13 protein-coding genes are annotated in these 15,623 nt (G+C 59.9%); 1 reads left to right on the top strand and 12 read right to left on the bottom strand.

Annotation, left to right across the window (positions count from 1 at the left end; all coding sequences use genetic code 11):
- Positions 1 to 201 precede the first annotated feature (201 nt).
- Positions 202 to 549: a DUF6124 family protein gene (locus AACY07_RS10600; protein WP_339474738.1), complete on the top strand. Its 348-nt coding sequence runs from the start codon at positions 202 to 204 to the stop codon at positions 547 to 549.
- A 37-nt stretch (positions 550 to 586) separates the two neighbouring features.
- Here AACY07_RS10600 and AACY07_RS10595 read toward each other — a convergent pair whose 3' ends face one another.
- The 12 genes from AACY07_RS10595 to AACY07_RS10540 form a co-directional block, all read right to left on the bottom strand.
- Entirely contained in the window at positions 587 to 1,183 is a 597-nt protein-coding gene (locus AACY07_RS10595; RefSeq protein ID WP_133078765.1) for a MarC family protein, read from the bottom strand.
- A 59-nt stretch (positions 1,184 to 1,242) separates the two neighbouring features.
- Positions 1,243 to 4,023: a hybrid sensor histidine kinase/response regulator gene (locus tag AACY07_RS10590; RefSeq protein WP_339474737.1), complete on the bottom strand. Its 2,781-nt coding sequence runs from the start codon at positions 4,021 to 4,023 to the stop codon at positions 1,243 to 1,245.
- Positions 4,024 to 4,122: 99 nt separating this feature from the next.
- Positions 4,123 to 5,421, bottom strand: a complete 1,299-nt coding sequence (purD, locus tag AACY07_RS10585) for a phosphoribosylamine--glycine ligase (RefSeq protein WP_339474735.1) — start codon at positions 5,419 to 5,421, stop codon at positions 4,123 to 4,125.
- 168 nt (positions 5,422 to 5,589) lie between these two features.
- A complete protein-coding gene (gene purH, locus AACY07_RS10580) occupies positions 5,590 to 7,197 on the bottom strand; it encodes a bifunctional phosphoribosylaminoimidazolecarboxamide formyltransferase/IMP cyclohydrolase (RefSeq protein WP_133078768.1) in 1,608 nt (535 codons plus the stop codon).
- An 81-nt stretch (positions 7,198 to 7,278) separates the two neighbouring features.
- Positions 7,279 to 7,599: a DNA-binding transcriptional regulator Fis gene (fis, locus tag AACY07_RS10575; protein WP_003439210.1), complete on the bottom strand. Its 321-nt coding sequence runs from the start codon at positions 7,597 to 7,599 to the stop codon at positions 7,279 to 7,281.
- Positions 7,596 to 8,609, bottom strand: a complete 1,014-nt coding sequence (gene dusB / locus AACY07_RS10570) for a tRNA dihydrouridine synthase DusB (RefSeq protein WP_133078769.1) — start codon at positions 8,607 to 8,609, stop codon at positions 7,596 to 7,598. The genes fis and dusB overlap by 4 nt, the downstream gene beginning before the upstream one ends.
- 197 nt (positions 8,610 to 8,806) lie before the next feature.
- Complete coding sequence (locus AACY07_RS10565; protein WP_339474734.1) at positions 8,807 to 10,060, bottom strand: DUF3426 domain-containing protein; 1,254 nt, start codon at positions 10,058 to 10,060, stop codon at positions 8,807 to 8,809.
- A 30-nt stretch (positions 10,061 to 10,090) separates the two neighbouring features.
- Positions 10,091 to 10,969 (bottom strand): 50S ribosomal protein L11 methyltransferase, encoded by an 879-nt coding sequence (gene prmA, locus AACY07_RS10560; RefSeq protein WP_133078771.1) that lies wholly within the window; start codon positions 10,967 to 10,969, stop codon positions 10,091 to 10,093.
- A 286-nt stretch (positions 10,970 to 11,255) separates the two neighbouring features.
- Positions 11,256 to 12,614, bottom strand: a complete 1,359-nt coding sequence (accC, locus tag AACY07_RS10555; RefSeq protein ID WP_133078772.1) for an acetyl-CoA carboxylase biotin carboxylase subunit — start codon at positions 12,612 to 12,614, stop codon at positions 11,256 to 11,258.
- Positions 12,615 to 12,631: 17 nt separating this feature from the next.
- On the bottom strand, positions 12,632 to 13,093 hold the full coding sequence (gene accB, locus AACY07_RS10550) for an acetyl-CoA carboxylase biotin carboxyl carrier protein (RefSeq protein ID WP_019826877.1): 462 nt from the start codon (positions 13,091 to 13,093) through the stop codon (positions 12,632 to 12,634).
- A 25-nt stretch (positions 13,094 to 13,118) separates the two neighbouring features.
- On the bottom strand, positions 13,119 to 13,574 hold the full coding sequence (gene aroQ, locus AACY07_RS10545; protein ID WP_048360251.1) for a type II 3-dehydroquinate dehydratase: 456 nt from the start codon (positions 13,572 to 13,574) through the stop codon (positions 13,119 to 13,121).
- Positions 13,575 to 13,704: 130 nt separating this feature from the next.
- Positions 13,705 to 15,471 carry a protein-disulfide reductase DsbD gene (locus AACY07_RS10540; protein WP_339474733.1) on the bottom strand — a complete coding sequence of 589 codons (1,767 nt, stop codon included), beginning with the start codon at positions 15,469 to 15,471 and terminating at the stop codon, positions 13,705 to 13,707.
- Between the last annotated feature and the right edge of the window lie 152 nt (positions 15,472 to 15,623).

The raw sequence follows: 15,623 nt of genomic DNA, 5'->3' as shown, positions 1-15,623 counted from the left end.
GCCCGACGATGTGATCAGGCGCAAGGCGCCACCATAGTGAGGCGCTTTTTTTTCGGCCCCGCTTTATGGTGGTCGTGCGCAGGGCGCCTTCGAGCGCGCCGGGTTTCCTGATCACCGGTCGACTAACCTGCGTACGGCTGCCACCCATTCGTTTAGTCGCGACAGGTGACAGCTCCTTTAAGTTGGTCAGGAGTTTTAACCATGAAAAAAATCACCCCCGATCCCCCTGCTTTACCCCTCGATGCTGCTGACAGTCACGACCCGTTGCTGGACCGTGCCGCCGTCGAACGTGCGCTCAATTACTACCTGCAAAACCATAAGCCTCAACGCCCCATAGGCACGGCCATGCTGGCCATCCCGAACAGTGTCAATTCAGAAGCGGCTTTGGCCCAGGCGTCAGACTTGTTGCGCTGTGCGGGTGCCTGCGCGAATGAGGCGGGGAATGGCTTGAGCGGGCCTGCGCGCGATTTGGTGTTGTCGGTCATGCACCTGGTAGAGCTGGCCAAGGGGTATGTCGACAAGTCGCTGGATACGCTGGCAACGCACTGAAGCAGCACGCGCCTGATTGGCGACAGGCGCGTCATTGTCAGGGAACCATGTAGCCCCGGATCCCGGTGAAGATGATCTGGGCCGCCAGGGCGCAGACAAACAGGCCCATCAGACGACTGACGATCTGCAGCCCCTGTTCGCCCAGGATCCGTTCGATTCGGTTGGAGAGGTAAAGCACCACGCCAACCGTGAGGCTCGCCAGCGCAATACTGGTGATCGCCATCAGCTTGTCGTCCCAATGGGGCTGGCTGACCCCCATGACCAGCAACGCACCAATGGTGCCGGGGCCGACGGTCAGCGGAATGGTCAGCGGAACTATGGTCACGTCTTGCTGCACGTTGTCGGTCTGGACCGCCGATTTACCCTGGGCCATGCCCAGTGCCGAAATAAACAGCACGCTGCCGGCACCGATGCGGAAGGCGTCGACGGTAATGCCAAACACATTGAAGATCGCGCGTCCAAACAGGTACAGCAGTACGCTGGAGATCAGCGTTGCCAGCGCCACCTTCCAGGCCAGGCGACGGCGTTCCTTGTTCGAGTAACCCCGGGTCAGGCTGATAAAGCACGACAGCACGAAAAACGGGCTGTAGAGCACCAGCATCTTCAAATACACACTGAACAGCATATGAAGCATGGTCTTGGCTCATATCGAAGGGGGGGCGCCCGAAAGTCTATCAGGGGATCGGCTGTCTGTTAGGACAGTTGTGCCGTGGATTGACGCAACTCACGTTGTTCAACCCAAAACTCCACCAGTTCTCGCAGTTGCGACAGTTCTACGGGTTTGGACATGTGGCCGTCCATGCCGGCCTGGCGGGCGCGTTCCTTGTGTTCGGTGAGGATGTGCGCGGTCAATGCGACCACCGGGGTGCGTATGCGCTGATGGCTGACTTCCCAGGCGCGCAATTGCTCCGTGGCCGAGAAACCGTCCAGCACGGGCATTTCACAGTCCATCAGCACCAGATCGTATTGCCGGGCTTTCATGGCTTTGAGTGCTTCTTCACCGTTGCAGGCGGTGTCCGGGTTCAGGTTGAGCTTGCCCAGCATGCCGCGAATGACCTTGGTGGAGATGTTGTTGTCTTCGGCCACCAGGATGCGAAAGTCGCTGGGCACTGAAACTGGCACGGCGGCGGGGCCGTTGGCGGTGGTGTGCGCGGTGGCATGGCCCTTGTTGCGTTGGGTCAGCTCATCGGCCAGGGTGGTTTTGAGGGTGTAGCCGGCCACCGGTTTGGCGAGGATGCGTTTGATCCCGCAGTTGCGCGCAATGATCTTGCTCGGCGCGTTGCTGATCCCCGTAAGCATGACCAGCAGGATGTCGTGGTTCAGGCTCGGGTCTTCCTTGATTTTGGCGGCCAGTTGCATGCCGGTCATGCCGGGCATGTTCTGGTCCAGCAGCACAATGTCGAAGTAATCACGCAAGTGGGCCTTGGTGCGCAGCAAGGCCAGGGCTTCCTTGCCCGATGCCGCAGCACTGACATTCAAACCCCAGGCGCAACATTGCTGCACCAGTACTTTGCGGCAGGTGTCATTGTCGTCGACCACCAGCACCCGTGCGCCCTTGAGCGGGCTGTCCAGGTCGGAAGTCGGGTGCTCAAGGTGTTGCGGGTCCAGGGGCAGTGTCAGCCACAGGTTGCTGCCGGTGGTTTGTCCGGGCTTTATGCCGAATTCACCGCCCATCAACATGATCAGCTGGCGAGCGATCACCAGGCCCAGATGGCCCCCCAGACGGGTCGCGGCGAGGAAGTTCTTGCTGTGCAATTCGGCATGCAACAGGGCATCACGCTCCTGTTCATCCATCGGCTGGCCAGAGTCCTGAATGGCAATGCGCAGTCGCGGCGGGCCACTGCGTTCCTCCAGTGCGACAACGATGAGGATCTCGCCCTCGTCAGTCTTTTTCAGGGAGCTTTCGAGCAGGCTCAGCAGTGTTTGGCGCAAGCGCGTAGGGTCACCGCTGATGACCCGTGGCACTTGTGGCTGGATAAAACTGATGAGTTCGACGTTCTGCTGTTCGGCCTTGGTGCGAAAAATACTCAGGCAGTCTTCGATCAGGGCATTGAGATCGAATTGCACGTCATCAAGCTCGATTTGCCCCGATTCGAGCTTGGAAATATCGAGAATTTCGTTAATCAGTGTCAGCAGTTCGTTACCCGCACTGTGGATGGTCTGGACGTAGTCCCGTTGCTTGACCGACAGCGGCGTGCCCAACAGTAGCTCGGTCATGCCCAGTACCCCGTTCATGGGGGTGCGGATTTCATGGCTGATCTTGGCCAGAAACTCGGCCTTGGCATTCACTTCGGCAGTACTGGCGGCCAGCTCGCGGCTAATACTGAATTGGGCCTGGGTAATGCTGCGGTTGCGCTCGCTCAGGGCGATGCTCATCAACAACCCGCTGATGCAGATGATCACCATCAGGGACAGGACCAGCTCCTGCGGCGCGATAAGGGTCAAACCCAGCAACGCTGGGAGAATCACCAGGGTGCCGATGTTGAAAATCACCATCGCCATGACAAACATGCGCGCGGGCCGATAGCCCTTTTGCCAGTGGTAGACCGAGACGGCCAGGATGCTGACGCTTGCCAGTCCGACCAGGGCGTAGGTCATCACGTTCAGCGGCAGATTATCGATAAACAGGAGCAACAGGCCGCCGAGGCCGATGATCAGGATGTCCAGCAGCAGCAGCTTGTGCAGCCGGTGAGCACCACGGGTCGAGAAAAAGCTGTAGGTAAACATCAGCCCGCAAGGGGCTGTCAGCAGCAGCGTCAGGTACGCGCCGGGGGTCTGAATGGCGTGCCAGTCAGGGAGCCAGGGGTCCAGCAGGTTCAGGAACAGCGCCGAACTGGCCATCAGCAGGATTTCACAGATGGCCAGCCACAGGCTGCTGGGCGAACGGCTGTAGGCGAAGCGAATAAGGTTGTGCAGCAACAGCATCGCCATGCAGCCCAGCAGCAAGCCATAGAGCAAGGGCTTGGTCTGGTTGGCAGCCAGCATGACGGCAGTGTCGAGGGTAATGTGGGGGCGCAACTGATGGTCCGAGACCATGCGCAGGTAGACATCCAGAGGTTGTGAGCTTTGGGGCAGGGGCAGCAGGTAGTCGCTGCTGGGCACAGGCTTGCTGTTGATGGGCAATGCCGTGCCGGTGTTGGTCTGGCTGATCAGTTTTTGATCATCGAAGACATACATGTCGAGGTTTGCCAGATCGGGGGCGAATACCCGCAGGATCTGTTCATGCTTGTCGGGTTGCAGGTGTACCCGCAGCCACAGGGCTTCGCCGGGTTCTGCAGCGGCAATTCGGTCGAGTTCGACAGGGCTGAACTGGCTGGATAGCCGGGGTGAGCGCACATCACTCAGTTGCAGGGTAGCCTGAGGGTCTGGCAATACAGACCAGCTGGTACCTGATGCAGCCTGCACAGGCATCATGCCGAGCACAGAGCCCAGCAACGTGATGGTAAAAGCTATGGCGATCCTGAGCCAGCGCACGGCGAAATCCCTTCGTAAAGTGAAGCCAGATGATAACTATGCGCGGGCCTGGAATAGTTAGGCAAGGGCCGACAGCCCCCGCCTATCTATGTGGATTGCTTATTCCTGGTCGTCACCGCGTTCGCGTGCAATGGCTCGGTAGCCAATATCGTTACGGTAGAAGCAACCTTCCCACTCGATGGCCTTGGCCAGTTCGTAGGCCTGGTGTTGCGCCGCTTCAACGGTGTCACCCATTGCGGTTGCGCACAGTACACGGCCACCCGAGGTTACGACTTCACCGGCTTGATTAAGTGCCGTACCTGCATGGAAAACCTTGCCTTCCAGCTTGGCCGCGGCATCCAGACCGTGGATGACCGTGCCCTTGGCGTAATCGCCAGGGTAGCCACCGGCCGCCAGGACGATGCCCAGGCTTGGGCGCGGATCCCATTGCGCTTCAACCTTGTCCAGCGCCTGGGCCAGTGCGGCCTCAACCAGCAGCACCAGGCTCGATTGCAGACGCAGCATCACCGGTTGGGTTTCAGGGTCGCCGAAGCGGCAGTTGAACTCGATGACTTTCGGGTTGCCGGCTTTGTCGATCATCAGGCCTGCGTACAGGAAGCCGGTGTAAACGTTGCCTTCGTCAGCCATGCCGCGCACGGTAGGCCAGATCACCAGATCCATCACGCGCTGGTGAACGTCGGCGGTCACGACCGGGGCAGGGGAGTAAGCGCCCATGCCGCCGGTGTTCGGGCCGGTGTCGCCATCGCCAACACGTTTGTGGTCCTGGCTGGTGGCCATTGGCAGAACGTTCTTGCCGTCGACCATCACGATGAAGCTGGCTTCTTCGCCGTCGAGGAACTCTTCGATCACGACCCGTGAACCGGCTTCGCCAAAGGCGTTGCCTGCGAGCATGTCGCGTACGGCGTCTTCGGCTTCGGTCAGGGTCATGGCGACGATCACGCCTTTACCTGCGGCCAGGCCGTCGGCCTTGATCACGATCGGCGCGCCGACTTTCTGCAGGTAAGCCAGAGCCGGTTCGATTTCAGTGAAATTCTGGTAATCGGCGGTCGGGATCTTGTGGCGTGCCAGGAAGTCCTTGGTGAACGCCTTGGAGCCTTCCAGCTGAGCAGCGCCGGCGGTAGGGCCGAAGCAGTCCAGGCCACGGGCGCGGAACAGATCCACAACACCGGCTACCAGGGGTACTTCCGGACCCACGATGGTCAGGGAGACATTCTTCTCGGCGAAATCTGCCAGTTGCTCAAGGGCCAGCACGTCGATGGCGACGTTCTCGCATTTGGCTTCAATGGCGGTGCCGGCGTTGCCCGGGGCAACGAATACTTTAGCGACACGTGGGTCCTGAGCTACTTTCCAGGCCAGTGCGTGTTCGCGGCCACCGCTGCCAATGATCAAAACATTCATTTCAAAAACCTCGGATGACGCTGAATTCTGGTGAGCACCGCAACCTGAGCCTGTAGTCGCTGCCGAAGGCTGCGAAGGGTTGCGAAGCAACCCGTTATCTCAGGCTCCCTGCAAATCCCATCGCAGCCTTCGGCAGCGACTACAGGGTTGCGGTGCGCTCAAAAGTGATTAGTGACGGAAGTGGCGCATGCCGGTGAACACCATGGCAATACCGGCTTCGTCTGCAGCTGCAATCACTTCGTTGTCACGCATCGAGCCGCCCGGCTGGATCACCGCAGTGATACCGGCCTTGGCCGCGTTGTCGATGCCGTCACGGAACGGGAAGAAGGCGTCCGATGCCATGACGGCACCCTGTACTTGCAGACCGGCGTGCTCAGCCTTGATCGCGGCAATACGGGCCGAGTTTACGCGGCTCATCTGGCCCGCGCCGACACCGATGGTCTGACGGCCCTTGGCGTAGACGATGGCGTTGGACTTCACGTACTTGGCTACTTTCCAGGCGAAGATCAGGTCGTTGATCTCTTGCTCGGTCGGTGCGCGCTTGGTCACGACTTTCAGGTCTTCGCTGCCGATCATCTCGATGTCACGGCTTTGAACCAGCAGGCCGCCATTGACGCGCTTGAAGTCCCAGGCCGGGGCGCGATCTTCGCTCCACTGGCCGCAGGCCAGCAGGCGCACGTTGGCTTTGGCCGCGACGATGGCGCGGGCTTCCTCGCTCACGGACGGGGCGATGATCACTTCAACGAACTGACGCTCAACAATGGCCTTGGCCGTTTCGGCGTCCAGTTCACGGTTGAAGGCGATGATGCCGCCGAACGCCGATTCGGTATCCGTGGCGTAAGCCAGTTCGTAAGCCTGGCGGATGCCGCCTTCAGCGTCCGGGCTCACGGCTACGCCGCACGGGTTGGCGTGCTTGACGATCACGCAAGCCGGTTTGACGAAGCTTTTTACGCATTCCAGCGCGGCGTCGGTGTCGGCCACGTTGTTGAACGACAGTTCCTTGCCTTGCAGCTGGGTTGCCGTCGCGATGCTGACTTCGGTCGGCTTGGCTTCAACGTAGAACGCCGCTTTCTGGTGCGGGTTCTCGCCGTAGCGCATTTCCTGGGCCTTGATGAACTGGCTGTTGAAGGTGCGCGGGAACAGGCCGCGGTCTTCGGTGCTCAGTACTTCAGCGGCCTGGTTCACGGTGCCCAGGTAGTTGGCGATCATGCCGTCGTAGGCAGCGGTGTGTTCAAACGCCTTGAGCATCAGGTCGAAACGCTGTGCGTAGGTCAGGCCACCGGCCTTGAGGTTTTCCAGAACGTTGGCGTAATCGCTGGCATTGACCACGATGGCCACGTCTTTGTGGTTTTTTGCAGCCGAACGGACCATGGTCGGGCCGCCGATGTCGATGTTCTCGATGGCGGTCGGCAGGTCGCAGCCTGGCTTGGAGATGGTGGCTTCGAACGGGTAGAGGTTAACGGCTACCAGGTCGATCGGCTTGATGCCGTGCTCGCTCATGATGTCGTCGTCGATGCCGCGACGGCCCAGAATGCCACCGTGGATTTTCGGGTGCAGGGTTTTCACCCGACCGTCCATCATTTCTGCAAAGCCGGTGTAGTCCGCCACTTCAACGGCGGCTACGCCGTTGTCTTGCAGCAGCTTGAACGTACCGCCAGTGGACAGGATCTCGACGCCGAGGGCTTCCAGTTCACGGGCGAAATCAAGGATTCCGGTTTTGTCGGAAACGCTGATTAGAGCGCGGCGGATCGGCAGGCGGGTAGTCTGATCGGTCATCTCGATTTCCATCAAAAGCAAAGGAGTCAGCAAAAAAGGCGGCCTGTTTTATCAGGACGCCTTTCAGGTTTGATTGAATGCTTACAGCAGATCGTACTGTTTGAGCTTTTTGCGCAAGGTGCCGCGATTGAGGCCCAGCAGCTCGGAGGCCTTGGTCTGGTTGCCCTTGACGTAGTTCATGACGCACTCGAGAAGGGGAGCCTCGACTTCGGAAAGTACCAGGTTGTAGACGTCCGTGACTTCAGCGCCCTCCAGGTGGGCGAAATAATTGTGCAGCGCCTTTTCGACACTCCCGCGAAGGGTCTGGCCTTCTTCGCTCGGTGTATTGAGGTGCTGTTTCAAGTTGACGTTGTCGCTCACGGGCGTTGTTCCACTCACTAATGTCTCGGTCATCATCGTCATGCGGCCACCCATCCTTCGTCCCCTGTTACCAGGCTCTTGTGTCGTTCGGCGAAAAACGCCTGAACGTTGGCGCATTGTGCTTCCGTATCTTCTAAACGATTGAAGTGGGCGCGAAACTCCTTGGCGCCCGGCAAGGTTGCCAGATACCAGCCGACATGCTTGCGGGCAATGCGTACGCCCAGCACCTCCCCATAGAAGGTATGCAATGCAGTCAGATGCTCTAGCAGAATACGTTCCACTTCACTCAATTGCGGTGCCGGCATCAGTTGCCCGGTGCGCAGAAAGTGATCAATTTCGCGGAAAATCCAGGGCCGCCCTTGAGCCGCCCTGCCTATCAATAGTCCGTCAGCCCCGGTCGCGTTCAACACGTGCAGGGCCTTGTGGGGTGAATCAATGTCGCCGTTGGCAAAGACCGGTATCGACACCGCCTGCTTGATCGCGGCAATGGTGTCGTACTCGGCTTCGCCGGTGTACAGGTCGGCACGGGTTCTGCCGTGCACCGCCAGAGCGGTAATGCCGGCCTGTTCGGCGATCTTTGCCACCGTAATGCCGTTCTTGTTGTCCCGGTCCCAGCCGGTACGGATCTTCAGGGTAACCGGCACATCAACCGCAGCCACGACGGCCTGCAGGATCTCGTTTACCAGTGCTTCATCTTTTAGCAACGCGGAGCCGGCGGCCTTGTTGCAGACCTTTTTTGCCGGGCAACCCATGTTGATGTCAATTATCTGTGCGCCCAGTTCCACATTGGCCCTGGCGGCGTCTGCCAGCATTTGCGCGTCACCGCCGGCGATCTGTACCGAGCGCGGCTCGGGATCACCGTCGTGAATCATGCGCAGGCGCGATTTGCGGCTGTTCCAGAGACTCATGTCACTGGTGACCATTTCCGAAACAACCAGGCCTGCACCCATCCGTCGACAAAGCTGACGAAAGGGCTGGTCGGTGACACCCGCCATAGGGGCGAGAATCAAACCGTTGTGCAATGTATATGGGCCGATGCGTACCGCCGACATAGGACTTCCCTGTTGTGGGGCCGGATCTTGGGAGTTCGAAAAAGGGTTGGCATGATACCCGCTCTCGATGACTGGTTAAAGACGCAATTGGATGAATTTTGAACAATTAGCCGCAAGACACAAACCGCAAGCGGCAAGTGGGGGGCGAAGAGCCCGGCACTTGCCGCTTGCGGTTTGTCACTCAAAGCGTAGCGCGGTTATTCGGGCGAGTGAAAACTCAGGCTGTAGTTCACGGCCTTGGGACCCGGGTCGAGGATGTCCAGCGCAATATGGATGGGGGTTTGCGGGGGCATTTCGGCTTTTGACAAATCCCCGGTCAGGTATTCGCCGGGTTTAAACCGACGACTGGCAATCATTTTGCCGTTCAGGTCGGCAAAACGCAGTTCCAGTAACGGGAAGGGCTGGGAGAACGGTGCGCGGTTGTAGAGGATGGCATCCACCACCAGCGCTCCGGTGAACTCGGGATGGCTGCGCACCACCAGATTGCTGCTTTTGATGCGGTCGATATCGACTTTGGACGGCACCGTGCAGCCGATCTGCGGGCACAGTTGCTGGAAGATCGGACGGTATTGATCCTGGCGTGCCAGCTCGTCGAAGTGGTTGGCAATGTACTGCCCGGCCAATGCCGCCGCGGCCAGCAATACCAGCAAGGTCCAGAGCAGGCGCTTGCCCCAGGGGGTACGGCGCTTCTGCCAGTCCAGGTGCAGCGGATCGTCGACCAGATCCATCAACGGATCTTCGCGCATGGCTGGCTCGCTGCGCTTGCGCTTGTCTTTGCTGACCGGTGCAGGTTCAGGGAGCTCGTCGTCATCGTCATCGGTCGCCGACAGGCGCTCGCCCGGCAACGGCGGCTCAAGGTCGTCGTCCAGCGAAAGCTGGAGCGGCGGTGTGTCGTCCGGTTCGTCGAGGTCCAATGACACTGACGGTTCGGTACGCCCTGTCTTGGCGAGCTCTACGGCCTTTTCGGCATCCTTGGCCGTCTCGGCGCGGTCGGCTGCAGATTCACTGAACAGGCTGTCAGACCATTCGTTTTCTTCAGCGTCATTGCTTTCGCGACGAGCACTCAGTGAGCTGCTTTTGGGCGTGTGGGGCTGGCCGAAGCTTTTGCTGGGCTGTATTTCACGCTCTTCGAGCTTGGCCAGCTCTTCGTCCAGATCCAGATGGTCGAGGTCCATCGCGTTGGCCTGCCACGGTGCCGGGCTGGCCGGCACAGGTGTGGCAGGGGCCTGGACGGGTGTCGGCTCGATGACTTCGGGCGCGGCAACGGCAGGTGTCACCACGGCGGGCGGCTGCTCTGTGTCAGTGCTCTGGTTCAGCAGTTGCTGTGCGGCATTGAACACTTGCAGGCAGGCGCCGCAGCGCACCACTCCGCGAGCCATGCCCAATTGGGCGTGGCGCACGCGAAAGCTGGTTTGGCAATGTGGGCACTGGGTAACGAAGCTATCGTTCATGCGGCCATCCGGATTGAGCAGGCGTGCATTCTAGCGCCGACGGCCACTGATGCGCACCCAGCCATCGCGATTGGCAATCGGATCCAGATCGAAGTCCTTGGCGTACGCCGCAGCCACTTCTTCGCCCTGTTCGGCGAGGATGCCCGACAGTGCCAGGCGACCACCCGGCTTGACCAGGCTCGACAATTGCGGGGCGAGGGATACCAGCGGGCCTGCCAGGATGTTGGCAACCACCACGTCGGCCTGAACCTGTGGCAGGTCTTCAGGCAGATACAACGGGAACAGTGCTTCGGCGACATTGTTGCGCCCGGCGTTATCGCGGGAGGCTTCCAGCGCCTGCACGTCGATATCGGTGCCGATGGCTTCCCTGGCGCCCAGCAGCAGGGCGGCAATGGCCAGAATCCCCGAGCCGCAGCCGAAGTCCAGCACGTTGCAGTCTTTCAAATCCTGGCCGTCGAGCCATTCCAGGCACAGTGCGGTGGTCGGGTGGGTGCCGGTGCCGAACGCCAGGCCCGGATCGAGCAGCAGGTTGACCGCATCAGGTTCCGGGGCTGCGTGCCAGCTTGGCACGATCCACAGGCGCTGGCCGAAGCGCATCGGATGGAAGTTGTCCATCCAGCTGCGCTCCCAGTCCTGGTCTTCGATGACTTCGGCGTGGTGCTCAGGCAGTGGCGAGCCGGTGAGCAGTTCCAGATGGGACAGCACGAGGTCGGCTTCGGTGCCGCCTTCGAACAATGCCAGCAAATGGGTGTGCGACCACAGGGGGGTGGTGTTGAGTTCAGGTTCGAAAATCGGTTGATCTTCGGCGTCCATGAACGTCACAGAAACGGCACCGACTTCGAGGAACGCGTCTTCGTAGGTTTCGGCTTGTTCCGGGCTGATGGCGAGGCGTACTTGCAGCCAAGGCATGGCGGGCACCTTTGAAAAATAGAAGTGTGCAGCCGGTCGGGCTGCGAGAAGCGCGCAAGTTTACGCGAGCGGGCAGGCAGGGGGGTAATCAAAAACGATGAAAAGCGATCACGGCTGCGGTTGTAGTCGCTGACGAGGTACGAGGCTGCGATGTGAGCCGCAGGACCACCGGTTGGGGCCGCTGCGCACCCCATCGCAGCCTCGTACCTCGTCAGCGACTACAGGTATTGCAAACTCAGAAACAACAAAGCCGCTCGAAAGCGGCTTTGTTGATCGGATGACAAACTTACTGGTTAGCCAGTTTGTGTTCCAGGTAGTGAATGTTGACGCCGCCTTTGCAGAAGCCTTCGTCATTCACCAGGTCGCGGTGCAGCGGGATGTTGGTCTTGATACCGTCGACCACGATTTCGTCCAGGGCATTGCGCATGCGCGCCATGGCTTCGTCACGGGTCGAACCCCAGGTGATCAGCTTGCCGATCAGGGAGTCGTAGTTGGACGGAACCTTGTAGCCGCTGTACAGGTGCGAATCGACGCGAACGCCGTTGCCGCCCGGAGCGTGGAAGTGCTTGACCATGCCAGGGCTCGGCATGAACGTCGCAGGGTCTTCAGCGTTGATCCGGCACTCCAGCGAGTGACCGTGAATGTTCACGTCAGCCTGGGTGAAGGACAGCTTGTTACCGGCTGCGATGCTCAACATCTCTTTCAGGATGTCGATGCCAGTGACCATTTCAGACACCGGGTGCTCTACTTGCACACGAGTGTTCATCTCGATGAAGTAGAAACGGCCGTTTTCGTACAGGAACTCGAAAGTGCCCGCGCCACGGTAGTTGATGTCGACACAGGCTTTTACGCAGCGAGCCAGAACTTCAGCGCGTGCGGTTTCGTCGATGCCCGGTGCCGGTGCTTCTTCCAGCACTTTCTGGTGACGACGTTGCAGCGAGCAATCGCGGTCGCCCAGGTGGATCGCGTTACCCTGGCCATCGGAAATGACCTGAACTTCCACGTGACGTGGGTTGGTCAGGTATTTTTCGAGGTAGACCATCGGGTTGCTGAACCAGGCGCCGGCTTCTTCGCGGGTCTGCTTGGCAGCTTCGATCAGGTCTTCTTCACGGTGTACAACGCGCATGCCACGGCCACCGCCGCCGCCTGCTGCCTTGATGATCACCGGGTAGCCGACTTCACGGCCGATGCGCAGTGCGGTTTCTTCGTCTTCAGGCAACGGGCCGTCAGAACCTGGAACCGTAGGTACGCCTGCAGCGATCATGGCGTGCTTGGCCGAAACCTTGTCGCCCATCAGGCGAATGGTGTCGGCTTTCGGGCCGATGAAGGCAAAGCCGGATTTCTCGACTTGCTCGGCGAAATCGGCGTTTTCAGCCAAAAAGCCGTAGCCCGGGTGAATCGCCGTGGCGCCGGTCACTTCAGCGGCCGCGATGATGGCCGGAATGTGCAGGTAAGACAGGTTGGCCGGTGCCGGGCCGATGCAGACGGTTTCGTCTGCCAGACCCAGGTGCATCAGCTCTTTGTCGGCGGTGGAGTACACCGCGACGGTCTTGATCCCCATTTCCTTGCACGCCCGCAGGATGCGCAAAGCAATCTCGCCACGGTTGGCGATCAGGACTTTTTCCAGCTTCTGAGGCTTCAGCATCGTTGGCTCCCCGCGGTTCAAACGATGGTGAACAGCGGTTGGTCGAACTCAACCGGCTGACCGTTCTCGACCAGGATGGATTCGATAACGCCGGCTTTTTCAGCCGTGATGTGGTTCATCATTTTCATCGCTTCAACGATGCAAATGGTGTCGCCAACCTTGACGGTCTGGCCAACTTCAACGAAGGCAGGCGAGGTTGGAGCCGGGGTGCGGTAGAACGTACCGACCATTGGCGACTTGACCACAAAACCGTTCAGTTTTGGTGCAGCAGGCGCTTCGGTCACGGTGGCAACCGGAGCAACAGCAACGGGAGCCGCGGCTGGAGCTTGTTGCATTGGTGCCGGTGCGTAGAACTGCTGAGCTGGAGTCTTGCTGTGACGGCTGATGCGTACGGACTCTTCGCCTTCTTTAATTTCCAGCTCGTCGATGCCGGACTCTTCCAGCAGTTCGATCAGCTTCTTAACTTTACGGATATCCATGAATCGTCAACTCCCAATGGGTCTGTCAGGGGCGTTTAGCTTGTAGTTCAAGCTGTTCCAGGGCGGCCTCCAAGGCCAGTCGATAACCGCTGGCGCCAAGGCCGCAGATCACACCTACCGCAACGTCGGAGAAGTAGGAGTGATGGCGGAAAGGTTCGCGTTTGTGCACGTTAGACAAATGCACTTCGATGAATGGGATGCTCACCGCCAGCAGCGCGTCACGTAATGCCACGCTGGTGTGGGTAAAAGCAGCCGGGTTGATCAGAATAAAGTCCACGCCTTCGTTGCGGGCAGCGTGTACGCGGTCGATCAATTCATACTCGGCATTGCTTTGCAGGTAGAGCAAATGGTGGCCGGCATCACGGGCTCTCTGTTCCAGATCCTGATTGATTTGCGCCAGGGTAGTTGCGCCGTAGACGCCCGGCTCGCGGGTGCCAAGCAGGTTCAGGTTGGGGCCGTGCAGTACCAGAAAAGTCGCCATCTGCTGTTCCTTATTATCTATGTGCAGTTGTCAGTGCCGGGCGACTATGCCGAAAAGCGGATTCGCTGTCCAGTTAACTGCAATAGCCAGCACGATGACCGATGTTCGCGAAAAGTTTGTGACTGGCGCTCTAGATCTGGTCATTCGCGATAGCGACACGTTCGGCGAAGTCTGCGGCATTGATCTCGCCGATGACCCGCTGGTCACTTTTTTCGGCGCCGTTTTTTCCGAAGAACATCAGCGCTGGCGGGCCGAACAATGAGTAGTGATCGAGCAGGGCACGTTGCTCGGCATTGCTGGCAGTGATATCGAAACGCACCAGCCGATAACCCTTGAGCAGATCGACCACGCGGGGGTTGTTCAACACTTCGTGCTCGATCACTTTGCAGCTGATGCACCAGTCGGCGTACCAGTCCAGCAACAGGGGCTGACCAGCGGCCTTGGCCTGAGCCAGTGCGCTGTCCAGTTCGGCCGGGGTGCTGACGGTCAGCCACTGGTCGGCCGGTTGGGCGCTGGCGGTCACTGCCGTGTTTGCGGATTGCGACTGGCCGATGGGGTTGAACGGATCACTTTGACCGCTCAGGGCGCCGTACCAGCAGGCCAGTCCATAGACCAGCAAAAACAGCCCGAGTAACTGGGCCAGACGCTGGCGCGGGGCTTTAGCGGTAAATTCCAGGGTGCCGAGAAACACGCTCACACCCGCCGCCAGCGCACCGATCAGAAGCAAAGTCACGGGCCCCGGCAATACGCGGCTGAGCAAGCCAATGGCCAGGCCGAGCAGCAGCACGCCAATGGCGTTTTTCACATTGACCAGCCAAGGCCCGCTTTTCGGCAGCCAGGCCGCGCCACCGGTGGCGACCAGCAGCAGCGGCGCGCCCATGCCCAGGCCGAGGGCGAACAGCTTCAGGCCACCCCCCAGCGCATCGCCACTGGCACTGATATAGAGCAAGGCCCCGGCCAGCGGAGCCGACACGCAAGGTGACACCAGCAGGCTGGAAACCACGCCCAGCACGGCGGCTCCCCACAGCGAACCACCCTGAGTGCGATTGGCCACGCGATCGAGGCGATTGCTGATGGCTTGCGGCAATTTCAGCTCAAACACGCCAAACATCGCGAGGGCAAAAACCCCGAAAAACAGAGCGAATGGCACCAGCACCCACACCGATTGCAGGCGTGCCTGCAGATTGAGCTGAGCCCCGAACAGGCCCATCAGGGCGCCCAGCAAGGCAAAGCACGCGGCCATCGGCAGCACGTAGGCCAGTGACAGGCTGAAACCGCGCAAGCCGCCGACCTGGCCCCGCAAGACCACGCCGGACAGAATCGGCAGCATCGGCAAGACGCAGGGGGTGAATGTCAGGCCAATACCGGCGAGGAAAAACAGAGCCAGCTCGCGCCAGTTCCACGATTTTTCGGGTTGGCCGGTGGCAGGGGGGGCGGTGCCCTCGATGGTCAGTCGCTCGGTTTCAGGCGGGTAGCACAGGCCCTTGTCGGCGCAGCCCTGGTAGGTAACCACGAGGGTGAAAGGGCGCGAATCGTTGGCCGGGCGCGGGATATCCACATCGAGAATGCCGTGATAGACCTCGACGTTGCCAAAGTATTCGTCGTGTTTTGCTTCGCCGGGAGGCAGTTGCGCGGCGCCCAGGGCGATGTCGGCGGGTTCGGTCTTGAAGGCGAACTTGTGCCGATACAGGTAGTAGCCTTCGGTGGGGACAAAGCGCAGCTTTATCGACTCGGGTGTACTGCTGATCAGGTTGAGCTTGAACGCTTCGCGAACCGGCAAAAAGTCGCTGCTGTTATTGATTGCACCCAGGGTCGCACTGGGTCGGTTATCCAGTAACCCCGCGCCCAGGGCGGGCACGGCAAACAGCAAACACAGAAGCAGAAACAGGCGGCGCATAGGAATCTCGCAAGTCGAACGTGCGGGCATGATAGCGCGGTGCATGGGTATGTGGGGGTGTGGGAGCGGGCTTGCTCGCGATTGCAGCACCGTAGTCATGCAGGTAGACCGAGTCGTCTGCATCGCGAGCAAGCCCGCTCCCACAAGGGGGG

The sequence above is a fragment of the Pseudomonas sp. RL_5y_Pfl2_69 genome (assembly GCF_963970465.1).
GTDB lineage: Bacteria > Pseudomonadota > Gammaproteobacteria > Pseudomonadales > Pseudomonadaceae > Aquipseudomonas.
Note: the sequence above shows the minus strand (reverse complement) of the source record. Positions and strands in the feature narration are given on the sequence as shown.

Bases quoted from the DNA above. Each gene is read 5' to 3' on its own strand.
- AACY07_RS10600 (WP_339474738.1), top strand. From the start codon at position 202: ATGAAAAAAATCACCCCCGATCCCCCTGCTTTACCCCTCGATGCTGCT.
- AACY07_RS10595 (WP_133078765.1), bottom strand. From the start codon at position 1,183: ATGCTTCATATGCTGTTCAGTGTGTATTTGAAGATGCTGGTGCTCTAC.
- purD (WP_339474735.1), bottom strand. From the start codon at position 5,421: ATGAATGTTTTGATCATTGGCAGCGGTGGCCGCGAACACGCACTGGCC.
- purH (WP_133078768.1), bottom strand. From the start codon at position 7,197: ATGACCGATCAGACTACCCGCCTGCCGATCCGCCGCGCTCTAATCAGC.
- fis (WP_003439210.1), bottom strand. From the start codon at position 7,599: ATGACGATGATGACCGAGACATTAGTGAGTGGAACAACGCCCGTGAGC.
- dusB (WP_133078769.1), bottom strand. From the start codon at position 8,609: ATGTCGGCGGTACGCATCGGCCCATATACATTGCACAACGGTTTGATT.
- AACY07_RS10565 (WP_339474734.1), bottom strand. From the start codon at position 10,060: ATGAACGATAGCTTCGTTACCCAGTGCCCACATTGCCAAACCAGCTTT.
- prmA (WP_133078771.1), bottom strand. From the start codon at position 10,969: ATGCCTTGGCTGCAAGTACGCCTCGCCATCAGCCCGGAACAAGCCGAA.
- accC (WP_133078772.1), bottom strand. From the start codon at position 12,614: ATGCTGAAGCCTCAGAAGCTGGAAAAAGTCCTGATCGCCAACCGTGGC.
- accB (WP_019826877.1), bottom strand. From the start codon at position 13,093: ATGGATATCCGTAAAGTTAAGAAGCTGATCGAACTGCTGGAAGAGTCC.
- aroQ (WP_048360251.1), bottom strand. From the start codon at position 13,574: ATGGCGACTTTTCTGGTACTGCACGGCCCCAACCTGAACCTGCTTGGC.
- AACY07_RS10540 (WP_339474733.1), bottom strand. From the start codon at position 15,471: ATGCGCCGCCTGTTTCTGCTTCTGTGTTTGCTGTTTGCCGTGCCCGCC.